Origin of the sequence: Acinetobacter sp. PC34, assembly GCF_051789135.1 — a bacterium.
GTDB lineage: Bacteria > Pseudomonadota > Gammaproteobacteria > Pseudomonadales > Moraxellaceae > Acinetobacter > Acinetobacter johnsonii.
On sequence record NZ_CP196664.1, the window covers coordinates 765,506 to 782,617 of the forward strand.

Here is a 17,112-nt window from a genome sequence, read left to right on the forward strand (position 1 = left end):
ATTTTTATGTATAACTTAATGTATTTGAGCTATACCAAATCTGGAAAGTTGCAGCTTCATTTAATTCGTGACCAATACAACTGTTGAAATGTGCAGAGATAATCAATAAATAACGCGTATAACTTATAATAAAAACTCTTATTTTTTATAATTTTGCATTTATCTTTTTTAATCTTTTCTGTGTATTTAACTTCATGACATAGAGTGATATACCTAAGTTGGCTGGATCTCAATTCAAACATCTGACGTGAATAACTGGGTCTTTTTTCAAATAATAATTGATGTACTTAACTTGCATTTATCCTGCATAAGGTGATGATCTAAACTGTCTGTCGTTAGCAGATCAATTGCTACTATGTATAAGCTATTGGCAGTAGGCTATGTATCTATGGGGGAGTGGCCTATATTATCCTGATAAGCAACAGCTTCGAGAATTACGGGTTATGTAGAATACTGTAATTGTTAACGGGTTAAACGAAGTTTGAGTAAATTGCAAACCAGTTTGAAGAAAATAAAATTTTAATACTTCTATGGCGGATAAAGGAATGAATTGGGTTAAGCTGAATATGGGTGGGATAATATCAAAACTAGAAAAATAGAAACTTACAGATGGATCGGTCGTTTATTGAAAAAAGGCTCTGAAACTTAAAAATTCTATTAAAGTTACAAAAAATTAAAGAAATTTTTTGAGACTTTTGTACAATCAGCCACAACTTAAAATTTAATAATAACGATGCCCAATAATATTTATGCTGCAATAGAGCAACTTGGACTTACTGCACAAAAACGTGCTATTCATATTCAGTTCAGCAATACCTCGCTTAACGAACAAGTATTCCTTCAGCGCATAGATGGAACGCATGAACTGAATGCAGGTATAGAGTTACAGCTCCTTTGCTTATCTACCTCCGCTCATATTCCGTTAAAGCAATTCATCGGTAGTCAAGTCGCTGTCGATATTGTCACTGAAAAATCAGAACTCAATCGTATTTCAGGCATCATCACCAAGGCGGATGTGGGGGCAAGTGATGGCGCTTTAACCATATATCGTTTAACCGTGGAAGACCCGACAGCTTTATGGAAGCATCGACGCAACTCTAGAGTTTTCATGGCGAAGTCTGTTGTTGAGGTGGTTCAAACTATTTTTGCCGAGTGGCAGCAACGTAGCCCCTTATTTGCTTCGAGTCTGACATTGGATAAAGGTGGTTTAAGCAAAGAATATGATGTGCGCCCATTCATTATGCAAGCGAATGAGTTGGACAGTGAATTTATTCAAAGGCTGCTCTCTTCAGAGGGGATTAACTGGCTTATTGATGAGTCTCAGCTCAAAGTGTCCAGTTCAAGTGAACCCATTCAGCCGCAAAAACTTAGACTGATTGATGACAACGCCCAATATCAAAGTTTAGAGCGACAGAATATTCGCTTCCATCGTAGCAGTGCTGTAGAAAGCAGTGATTCGATTACAAATTTTGTCGGACAGCGTTCTATACAACCAACATCTGTCCATATTCAACATTGGCAAGCGAATACTTTAGAAATAGAAGAAGGTGCGGGTTCAGTTCAAAGCAAACATAGCCATAGTGATAATCAAGACAACGCCAGTCTAGGTTTAGAGCAAGCATGGCATTTTTCACCTGCATGGATACAAGACCTTAAAGGTGAAGATGGAACGACCAAATCAGGCAATGGTCAGATTGAAAAGTTTAATCAAAATCTTGGTCATTATTACGACCTACAAGCCAAGCAATTTATGGCTACCTCGACCGTACGAGATGCACAAGTGGGTTACTGGTTTGAACTCAACGAGCACCCTGAAATTGATCAGCATAGTGGTTCAGACAAAGAATTCTTAATCACATCTAAAAAATTCTATAATCAGAATAATTTACCTAAAGATTTGACCGATCAAATCACAGCTTTGCTGAAACAAACCAATTGGCAACAGGCTGAAATTACAACACATAATAAAGAAGAACGCCAAGCCAATCACCTCGTTTTACAACGACGTAATATCAGTATTGTTCCAGAGTACAATCCGCTGCGACAACGGCCTATTGCATCACCACAACGCGCGAAAGTGGTTGGACCAAGTGGTGAAGAAATTCACGTGGATGAATGGGGGCGTATTAAAGTCCGTTTCCTGTTCACCCGTAGTGAAGACAATACTCACGATGGCGGTGCAGGTTCAAATGACAATGACACAGATTCTGCTTGGGTTGATGTGCTCACACCTTGGGCTGGTGAGGGTTATGGCGCACGCTTCTTACCTCGTATTGGTGAAATCGTGGTTATCGACTTCTTTGATGGCAATATCGACAGACCCTTTGTTGTGGGGCGCATCCATGAAGCACAACGTCATCCAAGCAAGTTTGACAATACAGGCAAACTGCCAGATACCAAAAAACTGGCAGGGATCCGATCAAAAGAGGTTCAAGGAGAGGGCTTTGGGCAACTACGCTTTGATGACACGACGGGTCAGATCAGTACCCAACTACAAAGCAGTCATGGTGCGACACAACTGAATTTAGGGGATTTGAGCCATCCTAAAGAAACGGACACGAGTGAAAGGCGAGGTGAAGGTTTTGAACTGCGTACTGACCAGTGGGGAGCACTCAGAGCTAAACAGGGTTTATTACTTTCTACCTATCGACAAGATTCAGCAAATGGGCATCATCTTGATGCTTCTGAAACGAAATCACAATTTGAATCTAGTCTAAGTAAGTCAAAAGCTTTAAGTGAAGTTGCTAAAAATCAACAAACCGATCCATTAGAAATACTGGATAATCTAAAAGAGTTTATTGAACAAATTGAACAAGAAAGTGAGGCGAAGGCAAAAGCATTTAAACAAGCTTTAATGATATTGACCTCCCCCCATTCGATTGCTCTGACTACAAATGAAGATGTTCACCTTTCAGCAGATGGTCAAATTGGTCACAGTGCAGGGGACAGTATTAATTTTAGTACCCAAAAGAATTTACTTGCACATGCACAAAGTAAAATCAGTTTGTTTGCAGCACAGGACGGTGCGAAATTCTATGCAGGTCAAGGCAAAGTTGAAATACAGGCTCAAGCAGATGGGGCTGATTTGATAGCACGTAAAGGTGTTCAGATCATTTCAACTGAAGATGCTATTTACATTACCAGCCCTAAAGAAATTAAATTAATCGCTGATGGTTCGGAACTTAAGATTAATAGTTCTGGAGTCTTTGCAACAACTAGTGGAAAGTTTGAGGTTAAGGCGGGGCAGCATTTGTTTATGGGTGGGGCGAGTGTTTCACCTAATTTTCCAGCATTGCCAGCTCTAAATCTATTGCCTAAAGAGCTGGAGTTAAAATATGTCTATGATGATTTAAAGCCAGTAATCCAAGCACCTTATAAGTTAATATTTTCTGATGGTACCTCTCAGGAAGGAATACTTGATTCAAATGGCTATGCTAAGGTTCCTATTCCTGGAGATAAAACACAATCCAAAGTTTATTATGGATTTAGTCATGTAGAGGCAAAGCCTGATAAAGAAAAAGTAGCTAATCCTTTTAAAGATAGGAAAGTTATGAATGTCACAGAAGCAGAACAACTCATTGAACAATATAATCAACAAGAATTAGCAACCTTATTAGATGAATATTTTCCTGATGAGATTGAAGATATGATTAAAGGAGATGATATCGAATATGATGATCATATTAGTGATTATGAAGAACATTTAATTGCATCAGAAAATAATACAGAGGATGTACTGGAGGATGATGCAGAAGAAATTCTATTAAGCAGCGAGGATTCAACTTCTGGGTTAGGGCTAGGAGATAAACAATGAATACAGCTGTAGCAAGAACAACATCTCAAACAATGAGAGTTACCCAGAAAGGTGAGGAGTCGGCAGCTCAATGGATTAAAGGGGTACTTGATGGTAGTGGATCAAGCCCAGCACAGATTATTGTTGCTGTTGTGATTGGTTGTATTCCTTTTGTCGGTCAAGGGGTAGACGTTGGGAATGTCATTGTTTCTGTAGTGAAGATAGCTGAAAAACCAGAAGAGAAAGATAACTGGTTTGATTTGGTTTTTAATCTTGTGGCATTTATTCCTGTAGCTGGAGATGGGTTAAAAATTGTCTTTAAGCAATTACGTTCAGGTAAAGCGATGGGGGCTATTTTAGATGCGATTCCAAGTAAAACCATGCGAGGGAATGTTGATAAGTGGTTTAGGAATGTAAACTGGAATACTTATACCAAAGAGCTGCAAACGACCTGTAATAAGATTATTGATGGTTTAACTGATGTTTTTGATAGCTGGTTAACCAGAGCTGTATTGGGACAAGCCAGATTAAAAACTTTGGTTACTCAGTTGAAGCAAATGAAAAAAGTTGCCAATCAAAAAATTGATATGGTAATGAAAGAATTACAGGCTGCACATCAAAAAGCGTTAGGAACACCTTACCCTAATACTACAGCACGAGCTCCAGTTGTGACGACGAGAGCACCCTCAACACCAGCGGCAAAGACCCCTAGACAACCGAATCAACAACCTGCGCCTCACACACCGCCAAATGGTAGTGTACCTAAAAATACTGGTGGAAATGCGGCAAATGCTGGCACACAAAATAATTCAACCAAAAGAAAGCAAAGAAAGAGAAGACGACGTTCAAATCAAGAGTTAGGCTCTGGTGGTGAACATATAACGGATTACTACTATGTTAAACGCATGAAAAGTAGGACTAAAATCAATTTTAATGGTGTGCTTTATGAATATCATGATAAAGGTCACAACGGGATTGATCATGTATGGCATAGTGCAAGATTAGGGCATAAATACCGAGTAACCGACAGTAAGGCGACCAATGCTTTAAGTCATAGATCATTGATGACCCCCAAAGCTGCGATGATGGCTTTGAGAATGGGCTTAGATGTTTATATGGCTTCAGACGAAGACGATAAAGTAAAGCGTTCCGTAGGTACGACTGTGGGAGATGGCGTGCAAATGTCACATCTCTGGGTTTCTAGTAAAATCGAATCAGCAAGAATTATTCCTGCACATGATAGTTTAATTGAAGCTATTGAAGCTTGGAGACGAGTAGATTTTAAGCCATCAACAGAAAGAGTATTTAAAAATGGTAAAAGACAAACAATGGCTGTCCGTTGTCCTTATGATCGTAGTTTAGTAACTATTACTGGGGACAAATTTGATCATCATCAAAAATGTAAAGGACTTGATAAACCGAAGTGTACACGTACAGTGACAGCACATGGTATTAAATTGGAATTTGTTTTACCAAATGATATGTTGCCGGAGTAAGAAAGTTGAATAACCAAATAAATGATTTAAATATTGATTGGGAACAGTGGTTTAATCAACAAATACTAAATTATGGAAAATATAGAGATAGTTTCTTACAAGAAGATATGTATCAAAGGCGGTTTGATGCTTTTCTTAATGGTGTTTATTCAGTAACTGACGGTTTTCAAAAATATAAGGCAAATGCTAAATCCAGTAAAATGATGGCTGCTGGACATCAAAGAGTAAAAGATGTCTTAAATTTAATGTCATTACAGTACTCTGCTGGTGGAGATATTGCATTTATTCAGGAACTTTATCCATATCTTTTAAACTGGACAGAAGAATATGCCGAAATTCACAGTCAATATCATCAAAGCCCAGAGGCAGATGGTCGATATGTTTGGCATATCAGTTTAGGAACAGAAGACTATTGGTATATTGCTTTACGTCTGATTTGTTTTGGACTGTTGACTGGTTATGCGGATCAGATGGATCGGATTATGCCAATCATTGACTATGTAGAAGCAACGCCTGATGGACAGGAAAAAGATGGATTAATTGAACGTTTAGTTGCTCCTTTTGTTGCAGATCGTGGAACTCCACCAGATGAAGCAAGACGACATTTGCCTTATCGTAAGCTCATTAAAGTGTTTAATGCTTCACCTGAACAGCGTCCAGCTTTAATGCTGCAATACCTAGAAGACTGGTATGAGGCGAGCCGCCGAGAACCTTATTATGATCAACATCCTCAACCAGACATAAGATCTGGAGTTAGCTATTATGGGTATTGGTCATGGGAAGCAGCAGCGGTAACGTGGTTGCTGGATATAGATGATACGTCATATCGTGAACATCAGTTCTATCCAAAAGATTTGGTTAATTTTGCTCGAACACAGTCAAAAGTAGTTTTAGATGATCAACAATTAGAACGAATGAAAGTTAAGGGTGGAGAAGCCTGTATTAAAACAGGTTATTGGAGAACACCAGCACAACCAGATTTACGACAATACTTTAAACAGGGTGAGATTGTTCCTGCATTTATCGAGCTGGATTGGGGGGGAGTATATTGGTATTGGGATGGTGAAAAATAAGTTAATCATTTGAGAAAAGCCATCCTCTTTTGGATGGTTTTTTTACTTTTACCGAATGACATGCTGGAGCGTTAATAAATGTCCATACAAGTAAATGAGCAGACAATAGATTGGCAAAAGTGGTTAAGTTTAGAAATAAAAGACCCTGCTTTATTTAGAGATAATTTGCTTGAACAAAAAATGTATAGCAAAAGATTTGATACATTTGTGAATGGGATATATTCCGTAACGGATGGTTTTAGTAATTATAAAAATGAAAAAAAATATGGTGGCTATATTGCGGCAGGTCATCAGCGTTTAAACGATGTCTTAAATTTAATGTCTTTACAGTATTCGGCAGGCGGAAGTCTTGAGTTTTTAAAAGAAATATATCCATATCTACTTCATTGGACAGAAGAGTACGCAGAAGCAAGCCATTTATACAATTTAAGTCCTGATGCTGATGGACGATTTGTTTGGCATTTCAGTTTGGGAACTGAAGACTATTGGTATATTGCTTTACGTCTGATTTGTTTTGGGCTATTGACTGGCTATGCAGACCAGATGGATCGGATTATGCCAATCATTGACTATGTAGAAGCAACACCTGAAGGGCAGGAAAAAGATGGATTAATTGAACGTTTAGTTGCTCCTTTTGTTGCAGATCGTGGAACCCCACCAGATGAAGCAAGACGACATTTGCCTTATCGTAAGCTGATTAAAGTGTTTAATGCTTCACCTGAAAAGCGTCCAGCTTTAATGCTGCAATATTTAGAAGATTGGTATGAGGCGAGCTGTCGAGAGCCTTATTATGATCAACATCCTCAAACTGACTTAAGATCTGGAAGAGGCTACTATGGCTATTGGTCATGGGAAGCAGCAGCGGTTACTGTTATATCAAGAATAGATGATAGTAGCTATCGAGATAAACCTTACTATCCTAAAGATTTGGTTGATTATGCTCGAATTCAATATACGTCTTTAGATCAACAAGGTAATACTATGATCAAAGAATTACGATAATTTGTTTCTAATAAAAAAAGGCTGCAAATAGCAGCCTTTTTCTATGACAACATATGTGTCGCGTGACGTTTTACCTTACCAGCTCAACGCACCGCCAGTTTGATAGTCTGTTACACGTGTTTCGAAGAAATTCTTCTCTTTACGCAAGTCCATCATTTCAGACATCCACTGGAACGGGTTGCTCACACCAGCAAACTGCTCAGGCAAACCTAACTGAGCTAAACGGCGGTTACAAATGAATTTCAAGTATTCTTCCATCATCGCAGCATTCATACCCAATACACCACGTGGCATAGTGTCACGCGCATATTCGATTTCAAGCATCGTACCTTCAAGAATCATTTGAACGATTTCTTCTTGGAATTCAGCAGTCCATAAGCTTGGGTTTTCGATCTTGATTTGGTTAATCATGTCGATACCAAAGTTCAAGTGCATCGACTCATCACGTAAAATGTATTGGAATTGCTCAGCAACACCATTCATCTTATTACGACGGCCCATCGACAAGATTTGGCTGAAACCACAGTAGAAGAAGATCCCTTCAAGGACACAGTAGAACGCGATCAAGTTGCGAAGCAAAATTTGGTCGTTTTCAGGTGTACCAGTTTGGAAAGTAGGATCACTTAAAGACTGCGTATATTTCAAGCCCCAAGCTGCTTTACGCGCAACTGATGGAACTTCGCGATACATGTTGAAGACTTCGCCTTCGTCCATACCTAAAGATTCGATACAGTATTGGTAAGCGTGAGTATGAATAGCTTCTTCAAACGCTTGACGCAAAATGTACTGACGGCATTCAGGGTTGGTAATGTGACGGTAAATCGCCAACACCAAGTTGTTTGCAACCAATGAATCTGCTGTAGAGAAGAAACCAAGAGAGCGCATAACAATGGTACGTTCGTCTTCAGTTAAGCCATTTTCAGACTTCCAGAGCGCGATGTCATGGTTCATGTTGACTTCTTGTGGCATCCAGTGGTTTGCACAACCGTCTAGATATTTTTGCCAAGCCCATTCGTATTTGAACGGTACAAGTTGGTTTAAGTCCGCACGACAGTTAATCATGGCTTTGTCGTCAACTTGTACACGTTGTGCACCCATTTCTAGTTCTTCTAGACCTGGAGCAACATCTAAGCTTTCTAAGGCGTTAGATGCTCTTGCCAACGGATCGGCTGGATTTGTTGATCGGCTTCGAGCGGTTGAAGCGGGTTGTGCAGTTGCCACATTCTTCTGTGGTTGCTCTGCAGCAGATACCATCTGCGGATTAGCCGCTTTTTGCGGTTCGACGGGCGCAGACTTGTGTTCAGGTGCAGCCGGTTTTTGCGAATCATCTTCGAAATCGTCCCAACTTAGGATAGACATATCAATTCTCTCTACGTTGCTTTATATCTTTTATCGACATCCAGCAGTGCTGAGATGTCTTACTATACGCTTAATTTGTGAAAGCAAAATTAAGTTTTGCCAATCATTGTTCTAAAACTGTGCATAGAACGCGATTCTCACGACTTATTTTGCTTTCGCTTTTTGTTTTGGTTTGCTTTTACCCAAAAGTAGGCAATCGGCATATAAAACAAAACCACAAAGGAAATCACCAAGGTCGCAAGACCTAACATATAGTTATGAGTCATATGAAGCATGGTGATTTCCTAGGTTGTCTTTAATTTTTTAATCTCCCTAAATCCCTCTTTTAAAAGAGGGACTTTCACACCTCAATAAGTTTGGTGTAATTCCCCTCCTTTTAGGAGGGGTTAGGGGAGGTTATTACTGACAAGCCTCACAGTCTGGATTGTCAATTGAACACGCCATTGGCACTGGAGCTGCTTGACCGAAGCCTTCATCTTCAGCAACCACTTCTGGTTTAACTTCCTGAGCAACTGCTGCAACAGGCGCTGCCGTTACAGTTGCAGGTTTTACTGCATTCAATGCACCCGTGTTAATGGTTGATTTCTCAGCAGAAGTTGCACCTAAAGCTCGGAGGTAATACGTCGTTTTCAGACCACGTAACCAAGCCATTTTATAGGTCAAGTCCAGTTTCTTACCGTTTGCACCAGAGATGTAAAGGTTTAAAGACTGCGCTTGATCGATCCATTTTTGACGACGTGATGCAGCATCCACAATCCAGCGTGGCTCAACTTCAAATGCCGTCGCGAAGATTGCTTTAAGCTCTTCAGGAATACGAGAAATCTTTTGAACTGAACCTTCGAAGTGTTTCAGATCATTCACCATCACAGAGTCCCACAGACCACGGTCTTTCAACGCACGTACTAGGTACGGGTTGATCACTGTGAATTCGCCTGATAGGTTCGATTTTACATATAAGTTTTGGAATGTTGGCTCAATCGATTGAGACACACCACAAATGTTCGAAATGGTTGCAGTCGGTGCAATGGCCATCACGTTTGAGTTACGCATACCGTCTTTTTGAACTTTGGCACGTAAAGTGTCCCAGTCCAAACGTTGAGTGCGGTCAACTTCAAACATACGTTCAGGACGTGTTTTTGCAACAAGGTCTAGCGAGTCAATTGGCAGGATACCTTGATCCCACAGTGAACCTTTGAATGTCTCATAAGTACCACGTTCAACAGCCAAATCACTTGATGTTGAAATTGCGTAGTAGCTGATCACTTCCATCGATTCATCAGCAAAGTCTACTGCTGCATCAGAACCATAAGCGAGTTGCATTTCATACAGCGCATCTTGGAAGCCCATGATACCCATACCCACTGGGCGGTGTTTCAAGTTCGAGTTTTTCGCTTGTGGCACAGCATAGTAGTTAATGTCGATTACGTTATCGAGCATACGAACCGCTGTTTTTACTGTACGTGCAAGCTTTTCACGGTCTAACACACCACCTTGAACGTGTTGTACAAGGTTGATTGAACCTAAGTTACATACCGCAATTTCATCTTTGCTTGTATTTAATGTGATTTCTGTACACAAGTTAGATGAGTGAACTACACCAACGTGTTGTTGTGGTGAACGTAAGTTACATACGTCTTTGAATGTGATCCACGGGTGACCTGTTTCAAACAACATCGACAGCATTTTGCGCCACAAATCTTTTGCACGGATTTTCTTGTGCAACATGTTTGTTTCTTTCGCAATTGCTTCATAGTGTGCATAACGCTCAGCGAACTCTGCACCCATTAAGTCGTGTAGGTCTGGTGTTTCAGACGGCGTGAACAGGGTCCATTCAGCATCTTCAAAAACACGTTGCATAAATAAGTCAGGAACCCAGTTTGCTGTGTTCATGTCATGCGTACGGCGACGGTCATCACCAGTATTTTTACGTAGCTCTAGGAACTCTTCGATGTCCAAGTGCCAAGTTTCAAGGTATGCACACACAGCACCTTTACGCTTACCACCTTGGTTAACTGCAACAGCAGTATCGTTCGCCACTTTAAGGAATGGAACTACACCTTGTGACTTACCGTTTGTACCTTTGATATATGAGTTCAAGGCACGAACTGGCGTCCAGTCATTACCTAAACCGCCTGCCCATTTAGATAGCATTGCGTTATCACGCATAGCGCCATAAATGTCATATAGGTCATCATCAATGGTCGTTAAATAACAACTAGACAACTGTGGACGTAGCGTACCTGAGTTAAACAGGGTAGGCGTAGACGCCATGTAATCGAAGCTCGACAATAAGTTGTAGAACTCGATTGCACGTTCTTCACGGTTTGCTTCGTTGAGTGAAAGACCCATCGAAACACGCATGAAGAATAATTGTGGTAATTCGAAACGTACGCCATCTGAGTGGATGAAGTAACGGTCAAATAATGTTTGTAGACCTAAGTACGTAAATTGGTTTGAGCGTTCTGGTTGAATCGCTGCGGCCAATTTCGCAAGGTCAAAGTTAAGAAGCTCTGGTGAAAGTAGGTCTAGCTCAATACCTTTCTTCAGGAAAGTTTCTAAAGCATCGCCTTCAGCTGTGTCTTCAGACAAGCCAAGGAAAGTTAAACCAGTTGCGACCAATTCATCACGAAGTAGGCGAGCTGTCACGTAGGTATAGTTTGGTTCTTGTTCGATACGGGTACGTGTTGCCATCATCATCGTGGTTGCGATGTCAGACGCTTTTACACCGTTGTAAAGGTTTTTAATGGTTTCATCGATGATCGCTTGAACATTGATGCCTTCTAAACCTTCAGCCGCTTTTGTTACAGTCGCTTCGAGCTTACGCATGTCAAGCGGTTGAAGCTGACCATTGGCGTCAGTGATTTGTAAGGTTGGGTGATGGTTTTCACCTGCTTGTTTACGTGCATCAGCACGTTGATCGCGGTAGATGACATACGCACGAGCAACTTTCTGTTCACCTGTACGCATTAGCGCAAGTTCAACTTGGTCTTGGATTTCTTCGATGTGAATTGTACCGCCAGAAGGTAGGCGGCGACTGAACGTATTTAATACCATCTCGGTAAGTTGAGAAATACGATCGTGGATGCGGCTTGAGTCAGCACTTTGTTGGCCTTCAACAGCCAAAAATGCCTTACCAATGGCAACAGAGATTTTTTCTGCGTCAAAGCTGGCAACATCTCCAGTGCGTTTAATCACCTGAATTTGACCAGGGGTTGAATTCGATACGCTCATGCTAGCATAGCTCCATTTTGTCATCTATTTTTATGTCTATGGACCGTTTGAACTGGGCAGTTTTTATGCCACAGTGTTTGAGGTTTAAACACAAGACCTAGTGGTTTAAAAATTAATTGAACACAAGATACGGGAAAATTCAGGGTAGATCAATATTGACATTTTATTAAATATTTTGATCGATCTGGTCTCGAAAAGATCTCAAAAAGATCCCTTTTTTATGATTCTTGTATTAAGCCTTATTAGACAAGGCGATAGCATAACAAAGCTCGGTTTAAGTGCTTATAGATAACATTGTGGATAAGTTCAAAACAGACGAATGAGTGAGTTATAAACTGTTCAAACAGTGACTTGGTATGAAAAATAGCCATTTTGTAAAGAAACGTTTCTTTTGCTTTGGTTGGATATACAGCAAACGCGAGAAAGCGCTCATTTGGAGGCTAAAAAAATGTATAACAAAATGCTACTTTGATGTATCAGTTTGGTGAACAAGATCTTGTTTACAATGTAAACGTGTGTATATTGCAAAATATATCAGAGCGTATCCCTTGGATTTTAAAGGATACGTTAAGTCGTCAAAATAAAGGGGCACTCCATGAGCCAAGAAGAAAAGTTACCAAAAATTTTAATCGTAGAAGACGATGAGCGTCTAGCTCGCTTAACTCAAGAATACCTAATCCGTAATGGTCTTGAGGTTGGGGTAGAACCCGATGGTAACCGTGCCATTCGCCGTATTATTGCAGAACAACCTGATATGGTGGTGTTAGATGTGATGCTTCCTGGTGCAGATGGTTTAACCATTTGCCGTGAAGTTCGTCCACATTATCACCAACCGATTTTGATGTTGACTGCACGTACCGAAGATATGGATCAAGTGCTTGGTCTAGAAATGGGTGCAGATGACTATGTGGCAAAACCAGTTCAGCCACGTGTTTTACTTGCACGTATTCGTGCTTTATTACGTCGTACTGACAAAGCGCCTGAAGATGAAGTTGCACAGCGTATCGAATTTGATGATCTGGTGATCGATAACGGTGGTCGTTCAGTGACTTTAAATGGTGAGTTGGTTGACTTTACCAGTGCTGAATATGACTTATTGTGGTTGCTGGCTTCAAATGCAGGACGCATTCTTTCTCGCGAAGACATTTTCGAGCGTTTACGTGGTATTGAATATGACGGTCAAGACCGTTCAATTGATGTGCGTATTTCGCGTATTCGTCCAAAAATTGGTGATGATCCTGAAAATCCAAAGCGTATTAAAACGGTACGTAGTAAAGGCTACTTATTTGTAAAAGAAACCAATGGTCTTTAAGCCGTTTATTTGATTCGTTAAAACGGGACATTTTTAGTGTTCAAACACAGTATATTCTTGCGTATCTATGCTGGGCTGGTAGTGCTAGTCGCTATTGTTGCCCTCATGGGATATTTGCTTGTACAAATTATTAACTATCAGCGAGTGCAAGAATATCGCGAGTCTTTGACGGACGGGATTTCCTTTATTATTAGTGAAGGTGTATCCCGTCAGACCAATGCACAGCAAAAAGCAGACTGGATTTCAGATGCTTCAGATTTGCTTGAGCTGCCGATTAATATGATCCCTGCCAATAAGGTTGATTTGAGTCGTGCAGAGTTAAAACGGATCAGTGAGCGTAAAGCGGCTGTGCGTTATGATGCGCAAACGCAAGTGGCGTACTTGATCATTGGTCTAAAAGATGATCCGAATCATTTACTGTATATTAAAGTAGATAAAATTGGTGAGCTGCAAATGAAAGCACTCCCGATTTTTATCCTAGATTATTTGGTGTATTACCCAGGTCAAGAAGAAGAGTACTTGGAAAAAGTACAGAAACATTTCTCTTATCCTGTGCAGATTGAAGAAGTACAAAATCTGGCTTTAGAGTCTGAGCAGATTGGTCGTTTGCGTTTAGATCATAGCGTGATCTTATATCGTGATAGTGCTTCTGTGCGTGGTACCACCATTTCTATTGTGTCTCCACCTTTACCTAGTTCACCGAGCAAGGTTTTGGTATTGGGGCCTGTGCCTATTTTCAACTGGATGCCGTTTCAGCTCGCAGCAGGGATTACCTTGTTGAGCCTTTTTGTACTCAGTTTGGGGGTCTATGGCTTGCTTGTACCGATGCAGCGTAAACTGCGTGAGGTCAATTACGGTTTAAATCGTATGAAGGCAGGCGATATGACCCTACGTTTGCCTGTCGACGGCACGGATGAGATGGCCAGTCTAGCCAATAGCTATAACAGCATGTCAGACCATATTCAGCGACTCATCGAGGCGCAGCGCGAGCTGATGCGTGCGGTATCGCATGAGCTTCGTACGCCCGTTGCTCGGATTCGTTTTGGTATGGAAATGCTGGCTGAAGAAGATGATTATGAATACCGTCTTCAACAAGTCGATATGATTGATAAAGACATTGAGGCTTTAAATACCTTAATTGATGAAATCATGACCTACGCCAAGTTGGAGCAGGGCACACCATCACTTGATATTGAAAACATTGTATTGTTTGAAGTCTTAGATCAGGTGGTGGTTGAGACGGAAGCACTAAAAACCCAGAAAGAAATTCATTTAAATGCTCCTCCTTTAACCTTAACGGTTGAGGCTGAACGTCGTTATTTACACCGCGTGGTGCAGAATTTGGTTGGTAATGCAGTTCGTTATGGCGACCATCAGGTGCTGGTCAGTGGTGGTATTAATGACAGCGGTATGGCCTATGTTTGTGTTGAAGATGATGGGCCCGGTATTCCAGAAGACGAGCGAGAGCGCGTTTTTGAAGCCTTTGCACGTTTGGATGATAGCCGGACTCGAGCATCGGGTGGCTATGGTTTGGGTTTGTCGATTGTGAGCCGAATTGCCTATTGGTTTGGTGGTAGCGTTAAAGTGGATCAGAGTCCAAGCCTCGGTGGTGCACGTTTTACCATGACATGGCCGGCACATCGCTTTAGTAAGTCTAAAAAGAAGTATAGTGTTAAAGATAATACAGACTCAAAAAGCTAAGCATTGAAAATAAAAAAGCACCGAAATTCGGTGCTTTTTTATTTTCAATGCTGACTTATTCTTGGATGCTGGCATCGGGAGAAATAATCTGCTTGCCTTGTTTTAGGCTTTCAAGCGCATCTGCATTAAAGTCAATCAATAATGAGTTATTTTGGGTGTCTATGCCATAACGGCTAATGAGCTTCTGATCACCATTAATCGTTTCAATTTTATATTCATCCACAATATTCATAATGCCATCAAGGTTGGTGGTGGCTGAAGCTTTGTCTTGGCGAAAAAGCTCATAAATGTCGCGTAAATCAAAGATGGCATTATTGGCATCGGGGTGTTTACGAACATAAGTTTCAACATGGCGAATAAGCAACTGGGCAAATAAAAAATAGTTAGGTTTATGGGTGAATTCCAGACTCATGTGGTGCTCCTTATTCTTTGTTGTTGGTTGTCTATATCAATAGCACAAGAAAAAGCCAAGTGCATTAATTGATTGGAGTGATTTGCAAAAAAATACAAAAAATATGAGTGACTTAATCTACTTTTGTACTTTTTAAATAAACAAAATGGAGCGGTTGTTGAGCTTAGTTTTTTAAACTGCTGATTGTGTGATTGTTATCGGAATGAGGTTGAAAAATGGTTTATAGGCTTTGTTTGAATGTCAAAATTTGGAAAAATAATAGAATAGTAGTGTTTTATTAGATAAAGCGATTGGTTTCGAAATAAAAGGGCTTTCATCGAAAAAATCTCAAAAAACGAAGAGAAATCATCCTAAAGACGAAGGTCTATAAGCTAGCAACTTACGTCAGCAATCGGGTACAATTGGCGGGATTAATTTTGTGTTTGGTGTATTTGAAGGCCAATACATGCATTCTTTGTTAATAAATTAGGCCTGCCAGGAGTTATCCCCGCATGAGTGCCATTACTCCATACGAATGGGCAATTATTGCCTTCGTGATCGGCGTTACATTTCTTTGCGTCTTTATGCTCACTGTCCCATTACTCCTTGGGGGTAAGTCATGGGGCCGTGCAAAGCAAGAGCAATTTGAATCAGGTGTGGTTGGTGCTGGTGGTGCACGTATCCGCCTGTCAGCAAAGTTCTATTTAGTTGCAATCTTCTTCGTCGTATTCGACTTGGAGGCGCTTTACCTTTACGCATGGGCTACATCGGTTCGTGAAGTAGGTTGGGTGGGTTTCACCACTGCAGCAGTATTTATTTTAGTTTTACTCGTTGGTTTGGTTTATGAGTTGTCTACCGGTGCGCTTAACTGGTCGCCTTCTGACAAACGTAAAGCAGCAGGGATTAAACCTAAAGTTGGTTCTCCAAATATGAATCTTGCAGAAATCACTCGCTTTAATTCAATTGAAGAGTTGGTTATGGACCCTACAGGTCAAATCCCAGCTCAATCATCTGGTCGTGTGAAAGATAAGTCACCGGCTAAATCGTCTGATAAGGAGTAACTCGGGATGAAATATACATTAACCCGTGCGAATCCGGATGCTGATCAATATCCACTTCAAGAGCGTCAAATCGTAACGGATCCGCTTGAAGAAGAAGTGAATAAAAATGTGTTCATGACTCGTTTAGAGGATGTGGCACATACAGCAGTGAATTGGGGTCGTAAGAACTCAGTTTGGCCGTTTAACTTTGGTACATCTTGCTGCTACGTAGAGTATGCAACGACTTTAACAGGCGTGCATGACTTGTCGCGTTTCGGTGCCGAAGTAATCCGTGCTTCACCTCGTCAGGCTGACTTGATGATTGTTGCAGGTACATGTTTCGTCAAAATGGCTCCAGTTATTCAACGTTTATATGAACAAATGTTGGAACCGAAGTGGGTTATTTCAATGGGCGCATGTGCAAACTCTGGCGGTATGTACGATATTTATTCAGTTGTACAAGGTGTGGATAAAATCATCCCAGTCGATGTTTATATTCCAGGTTGCCCACCCCGTCCAGAAGCATTAATCCAAGCATTAATGTTGTTACAAGACCAAATTCAATTAGAGCGCCGTCCACTTTCTGCCGTGATTGGTGATGATCTTAAGCCAGTGTATAAGCCAAAGATGATGCCAGAACGTGACCGTAAGAATGCTGAACGTATTGCAGTGAAAAACTTACGCTCTATGGATGAAATTAAATAATTTAAACGA

12 protein-coding genes are annotated in these 17,112 nt (G+C 40.7%); 8 read left to right on the plus strand and 4 right to left on the minus strand.

Features of this window, described 5'->3' with window-relative positions; genetic code table 11:
• Positions 1-733: 733 nt before the first annotated feature.
• The 4 genes from ACSC9N_RS03760 (at position 734) to ACSC9N_RS03775 (ending at position 7,364) form a co-directional block, all read left to right on the plus strand.
• Positions 734-3,814, plus strand: coding sequence for a type VI secretion system Vgr family protein (locus ACSC9N_RS03760; protein ID WP_010327362.1), 3,081 nt, complete (start codon positions 734-736; stop codon positions 3,812-3,814).
• On the plus strand, positions 3,811-5,289 hold the full coding sequence (locus ACSC9N_RS03765; RefSeq protein ID WP_005239026.1) for a hypothetical protein: 1,479 nt from the start codon (positions 3,811-3,813) through the stop codon (positions 5,287-5,289). The genes ACSC9N_RS03760 and ACSC9N_RS03765 overlap by 4 nt, the downstream gene beginning before the upstream one ends.
• Positions 5,290-5,294: 5 nt before the next feature.
• Positions 5,295-6,362, plus strand: a complete 1,068-nt coding sequence (locus tag ACSC9N_RS03770) for a PoNe immunity protein domain-containing protein (RefSeq protein ID WP_029575095.1) — start codon at positions 5,295-5,297, stop codon at positions 6,360-6,362.
• Positions 6,363-6,440: 78 nt separating this feature from the next.
• Entirely contained in the window at positions 6,441-7,364 is a 924-nt protein-coding gene (locus tag ACSC9N_RS03775; RefSeq protein ID WP_010327360.1) for a PoNe immunity protein domain-containing protein, read from the plus strand.
• 75 nt (positions 7,365-7,439) lie between these two features.
• Here ACSC9N_RS03775 and ACSC9N_RS03780 read toward each other — a convergent pair whose 3' ends face one another.
• From ACSC9N_RS03780 to ACSC9N_RS03790, 3 genes are all read right to left on the minus strand, one after another.
• A complete protein-coding gene (locus tag ACSC9N_RS03780; RefSeq protein ID WP_010327359.1) occupies positions 7,440-8,723 on the minus strand; it encodes a ribonucleotide-diphosphate reductase subunit beta in 1,284 nt (427 codons plus the stop codon).
• 137 nt (positions 8,724-8,860) lie between these two features.
• Positions 8,861-8,998, minus strand: coding sequence for a hypothetical protein (locus tag ACSC9N_RS03785; RefSeq protein ID WP_164996881.1), 138 nt, complete (start codon positions 8,996-8,998; stop codon positions 8,861-8,863).
• Positions 8,999-9,122: 124 nt separating this feature from the next.
• Positions 9,123-11,954: a ribonucleoside-diphosphate reductase subunit alpha gene (locus ACSC9N_RS03790; protein ID WP_004695373.1), complete on the minus strand. Its 2,832-nt coding sequence runs from the start codon at positions 11,952-11,954 to the stop codon at positions 9,123-9,125.
• A 595-nt stretch (positions 11,955-12,549) separates the two neighbouring features.
• On the opposite strand from ACSC9N_RS03790, the gene bfmR reads away from it, so the two are divergent.
• Together bfmR and bfmS are read left to right on the plus strand one after the other, a co-directional pair.
• On the plus strand, positions 12,550-13,266 hold the full coding sequence (bfmR, locus tag ACSC9N_RS03795; protein WP_004695375.1) for a response regulator transcription factor BfmR: 717 nt from the start codon (positions 12,550-12,552) through the stop codon (positions 13,264-13,266).
• A 36-nt stretch (positions 13,267-13,302) separates the two neighbouring features.
• Positions 13,303-14,967: a sensor histidine kinase BfmS gene (gene bfmS, locus ACSC9N_RS03800; protein ID WP_029575094.1), complete on the plus strand. Its 1,665-nt coding sequence runs from the start codon at positions 13,303-13,305 to the stop codon at positions 14,965-14,967.
• A gap of 55 nt (positions 14,968-15,022) precedes the next feature.
• Here the strand turns inward: bfmS and ACSC9N_RS03805 are convergent, their stop codons facing one another.
• Positions 15,023-15,379, minus strand: coding sequence for a hypothetical protein (locus ACSC9N_RS03805; protein WP_004695379.1), 357 nt, complete (start codon positions 15,377-15,379; stop codon positions 15,023-15,025).
• Between the two features lie 491 nt (positions 15,380-15,870).
• Here ACSC9N_RS03805 and ACSC9N_RS03810 point away from each other — a divergent pair, with 491 nt between their 5' ends.
• The gene (locus ACSC9N_RS03810; protein WP_004695380.1) at positions 15,871-16,419 is read left to right on the plus strand and encodes an NADH-quinone oxidoreductase subunit A; all 549 of its coding nucleotides are present in this window, start codon (positions 15,871-15,873) and stop codon (positions 16,417-16,419) included.
• A 6-nt stretch (positions 16,420-16,425) separates the two neighbouring features.
• Positions 16,426-17,103: a NuoB/complex I 20 kDa subunit family protein gene (locus ACSC9N_RS03815; RefSeq protein ID WP_004695382.1), complete on the plus strand. Its 678-nt coding sequence runs from the start codon at positions 16,426-16,428 to the stop codon at positions 17,101-17,103.
• Positions 17,104-17,112 lie beyond the last annotated feature (9 nt).

Bases quoted from the DNA above. Each gene is read 5' to 3' on its own strand.
- ACSC9N_RS03810 (WP_004695380.1), top strand. From the start codon at position 15,871: ATGAGTGCCATTACTCCATACGAATGGGCAATTATTGCCTTCGTGATC.
- ACSC9N_RS03790 (WP_004695373.1), bottom strand. From the start codon at position 11,954: ATGAGCGTATCGAATTCAACCCCTGGTCAAATTCAGGTGATTAAACGC.
- ACSC9N_RS03765 (WP_005239026.1), top strand. From the start codon at position 3,811: ATGAATACAGCTGTAGCAAGAACAACATCTCAAACAATGAGAGTTACC.
- ACSC9N_RS03785 (WP_164996881.1), bottom strand. From the start codon at position 8,998: ATGCTTCATATGACTCATAACTATATGTTAGGTCTTGCGACCTTGGTG.
- ACSC9N_RS03780 (WP_010327359.1), bottom strand. From the start codon at position 8,723: ATGTCTATCCTAAGTTGGGACGATTTCGAAGATGATTCGCAAAAACCG.
- ACSC9N_RS03815 (WP_004695382.1), top strand. From the start codon at position 16,426: ATGAAATATACATTAACCCGTGCGAATCCGGATGCTGATCAATATCCA.
- ACSC9N_RS03775 (WP_010327360.1), top strand. From the start codon at position 6,441: ATGTCCATACAAGTAAATGAGCAGACAATAGATTGGCAAAAGTGGTTA.
- bfmR (WP_004695375.1), top strand. From the start codon at position 12,550: ATGAGCCAAGAAGAAAAGTTACCAAAAATTTTAATCGTAGAAGACGAT.
- ACSC9N_RS03805 (WP_004695379.1), bottom strand. From the start codon at position 15,379: ATGAGTCTGGAATTCACCCATAAACCTAACTATTTTTTATTTGCCCAG.
- ACSC9N_RS03760 (WP_010327362.1), top strand. From the start codon at position 734: ATGCCCAATAATATTTATGCTGCAATAGAGCAACTTGGACTTACTGCA.